Below are 3460 nucleotides of genomic sequence, written 5' to 3'. Positions count from 1 at the left end.
GTTCTGGCGGTGCCAGAACTACAAAAATCGACCACTCAACCGATTCCTAGGCCGACGCGAAGTGGGCGAGGGCTTGGGTGGCCGCGCCGGGGGCCGTCGCGTCGAGGCGGAGGGCCGTGTCGTAGCGGCGGAACCACGAGACCTGGCGGCGGGCGTACTTGCGGGTGAGCGCCTGGGCCTGGGCGATCGCCTCGGCCTGCGTCAGTTCGTCGCGCCGCTGCGCCGCCGCTTGGGCGTAACCGATCGCCTTGCCGGCGGTCGTGTCGTAGCGCAGCCCCCGTTCGACGAGGCCGGCCGTCTCTTCTACCAGGCCGTCGCGCCACATGTCCTCGACCCGCGCATCCAACCGCTGCACGAGCTCAGCGCGCGGCGTCTCGGGGAGCACCATCGCCGTCGGCCGCCACCATGAATCCTGCTCGGGCAGCTGCGCCGAGAACTTCTCGCCCGTCACGCGAATCGCCTCGAGGGCGCGCACGACGCGGCGGCCGTTCTTCGGATCGATGCGGGCGGCCGCCTCGGGGTCGAACTCCTGCAGCCGGCGATACAACATGCCCGGCCCCCACTGTTCGAGCTCGGCCTCGAGGGCGGCGCGCACCTCGGGGTCGCGACCGGGAAAACTCAGGTCGAAGACGACCGAGGCGAGGTAGAGCCCCGAGCCGCCGACGAGAATCGGCACGGCCCCGCGCCCGATGATCTCGTCGATGCAGGCGCGCGCGAGCGGCTGGTACCAGGCGACCGTCGAGGGCTCGGTGACGTCGAGTACGTCGAAGAGGTGATGCGGGACGCCTCGGCGCTGATGCGGCGGTAGCTTCGCGGTGCCGATATCCATGCCGCGATAAAACTGCATCGCATCGACGTTCACGATCTCTGCCGCGCGACCCGCCCGCGCAAGCTCGTCGGCGATGTCGAGCGAGAGCCCCGTCTTGCCGGTGCCGGTGGCCCCGCCAACGACGATGAGCTCAGCGGCTACTGCCACTTTGACGGCGAGCTGGGCGCGCCCACTCGCAGGGTCGGCAGGCCGAGGTTGACCGCCCGGCCGCCCTCGCTCGGGGCGTCGCCAGTGCCGCACGACGCGGCCTGTGCCGCATCCCAGGCGTCGCCCGCGCGGGTGCGGCGGATGCGCAGGGGCGCGTCGCTGTCGGCGAGCAGGTAACTCGGAGCCCCGCGGGTGATCTCGACGGTGACGACATCACCGGGGCGCGGGGTCGCGCCGCCCTCGGGCAGCGCGAAGTGCACGAGCCGGTTGTCCTCGGCGCGGCCGGTGAGGCGGTGCGTCGCGCCGTCCTTCTTGCCCTCGTCGACCGAGACGAGCACCTGCTGCGTCGTGCCGACGAGCTTCTCGTTCTCTTCGAGCGAGATGCGCTGCTGCAGCTCGAGGAGGCGCTCGAAGCGCTCCTGCACAACCGCCTTCGGCACCTGGTTCGGCATCGTCGCGGCGGGCGTGCCCTCGCGGATCGAGTACTGGAAGGTGAAGGCGCTCGCGAACCGCGACGCCTCGACGACGCGCATCGTCTCTTCGAAGTCCTCGTCGGTCTCGCCGGGGAAACCGACGATGAGGTCGGTCGTGATCGCGGCGTGTGGAATCAGCTCGCGCACGCGGTCGAGAATACCGAGGAACTTCTTCGAGCTGTACGAGCGGCGCATCTCGCGCAGCACGCGGTCGGAGCCCGACTGCAGCGGCATGTGCAGCTGCGGCATGACGTTCGGCGTCTCGGCCATGGCGGCGATGACGTCGTCGGTGAACGCGGCCGGATGCGGGCTCGTGAAGCGCACGCGCTCGAGGCCCTCGATCTCGCCGGTCGCGCGCAACAGCTTCGAGAACGCCTGGCGGTCGCCGAAGTCGACGCCGTACGAATTGACGTTCTGCCCAAGCAGCGTCACCTCGATCGCGCCCTGGTCGACAATCGCGCGCACCTCGCTGAGCACGTCGCCCGGGCGGCGGTCCTTTTCTTTGCCGCGCAGGGACGGCACGATGCAGAAGGTGCAGGTGTTGTTGCAGCCGACCGAAATCGACACCCAGCCCGAGTAGCTCGAGTCGCGCTTCGTCGGCAGGGTCGACGGGAAAGTCTCGAGCGCCTCGAGCAGCTCGACCTGCGCCTCGTCGTTGTGACGCGCGCGCTCGAGCAACACGGGCAGCGAGCCCATGTTGTGCGTGCCGAACACGACGTCGACCTGCGGCGCCTTGTCGACGATCTGCTGCTGTTCCATCTGCGCCAGGCAGCCGCCGACGGCGATCTGCATGCCCTCGTGCTCGCGCTTGCGGCTCGCGAGCTGGCCGAGGTTGCCATAGAGCTTGGTGGCCGCGTTCTCACGAACGGCGCAGGTGTTGATGACGATCACGTCGGCGTCTTCGGTGTCGGCCTCAACGTAGCCCGCAGCGAGCAGCGAGCCGGTGATGCGCTCGGAGTCGTGCACGTTCATCTGACAGCCGAGCGTGCGCACGTAGAAGCTCCGGGGCGAGCCATCGGCGTTGCGGGAGGCGTCGGACGGAGCGATAGCGGTGGCCGTTTCAGTCATGATTCGGCAATTCTACCGGCGGGTGGCCGGTTTCGGCGGGCGCACGGCGGCGTTCACCAACAGATGCAGAAGGGATGTCCGGCCGGGTCGGCATAGACCCGAAAGCCCTCGGGCGCGGTCACGTCCTCGTGCCTCTGCAACAGGCGTGCGCCGAGCTCGAGCACCTCCGCCTCAGCCGCCGCGACCTCGGCCTGGTCGACGTAGATGTCGAGGTGTGCCTGTTGCTGTTGGCGCGTGGGGTCGTCGCTCAGCCACTCGGGCGCGACGTGGTCGGGCGCCTGTTGCACGGCGATGACCGTGCGGCCGTCGACCTTGACGGTGCGCCAGTCGTCCCAGTCGGGTTCGTCGCCCACCTCGCCGTCGAACACGGCGGCCCAGAACGCGGCCTCGGCAAGGTGGTCCGCGGCATCGAGCGCGACATAGTGCTGAGTTACTTTCATGCCCGCGAAGCTAGCCCTCGGGGCTGGATGCGCAGTGCACGTCGCGCCCAGCCTCGCGGCATCGTGGGCCCGTAGTTTTGACGGCATGGCCGCTTCGCTCCGCACCCTGATTGACCAGCTCGGCAACTCCCGCTCGACGCTCTTTGGCGTCACCTCCTCGGCCGCGCTCGCCGCCCTCGCGCTCGTCGAGCCGCGGGGCGCATCCGCCACCCGCAAGCTGCTCTACCGCGGCGCGATCGGCGCCGTGGCCGCCTGGTCGGCCGTGGCCGCGCTGCGCTCCGAGCGGCCGCAGCCCGTGGCGGGCAAGGCCTTGGGTGCTGTCGCCGCGGGCTTTGCCGTGGCGTCGGCCGCCGTCTCGCCGCTCGCCGAGCGCCTCGACGCGAAGCTCGTCGACCGGCTCGCCCGCGGCGGCGTGCGGCGGCCCCGCGCCGTGCTCGCCGCCGCGAATGCGGCGCTCAGCCTCGGCGCCTGGGTGCTCGACCGGCGCTCAGCCACCGCTGACC

General features: G+C 70.4%; 4 protein-coding genes. 1 reads left to right on the top strand and 3 read right to left on the bottom strand.

What is annotated here, in order from left to right:
- Nucleotides 1–46 precede the first annotated feature (46 nt).
- From miaA to QM019_RS12565, 3 genes are read right to left on the bottom strand one after another with little or no spacing between them, the layout of a single operon-like run.
- Nucleotides 47–976: a tRNA (adenosine(37)-N6)-dimethylallyltransferase MiaA gene (gene miaA, locus QM019_RS12575; RefSeq protein ID WP_282853293.1), complete on the bottom strand. Its 930-nt coding sequence runs from the start codon at nucleotides 974–976 to the stop codon at nucleotides 47–49.
- Entirely contained in the window at nucleotides 967–2517 is a 1551-nt protein-coding gene (gene miaB / locus QM019_RS12570; protein WP_282853291.1) for a tRNA (N6-isopentenyl adenosine(37)-C2)-methylthiotransferase MiaB, read from the bottom strand. The genes miaA and miaB overlap by 10 nt, the downstream gene beginning before the upstream one ends.
- A gap of 53 nt (nucleotides 2518–2570) precedes the next feature.
- The gene (locus QM019_RS12565) at nucleotides 2571–2957 is read right to left on the bottom strand and encodes a VOC family protein (protein WP_282853290.1); all 387 of its coding nucleotides are present in this window, start codon (nucleotides 2955–2957) and stop codon (nucleotides 2571–2573) included.
- A gap of 85 nt (nucleotides 2958–3042) precedes the next feature.
- On the opposite strand from QM019_RS12565, the gene QM019_RS12560 reads away from it, so the two are divergent.
- Nucleotides 3043–3460: hypothetical protein (locus tag QM019_RS12560; protein WP_282853289.1), on the top strand; the 418-nt coding region annotated here is incomplete at its 3' end.

The organism is Gulosibacter sediminis (assembly GCF_030011715.1).
In the GTDB taxonomy this organism is placed as follows: Bacteria; Actinomycetota; Actinomycetes; order Actinomycetales; family Microbacteriaceae; genus Gulosibacter; species Gulosibacter sediminis.
The sequence above is the reverse complement of the archived record's forward strand: the minus strand, read 5'-3'. Positions and strand labels throughout refer to the sequence as shown.

What these genes read in the sequence shown, in the direction of transcription:
- miaB (WP_282853291.1), bottom strand. Translation starts at nt 2,517, where the DNA reads ATGACTGAAACGGCCACCGCTATCGCTCCGTCCGACGCCTCCCGCAAC.
- QM019_RS12565 (WP_282853290.1), bottom strand. Translation starts at nt 2,957, where the DNA reads ATGAAAGTAACTCAGCACTATGTCGCGCTCGATGCCGCGGACCACCTT.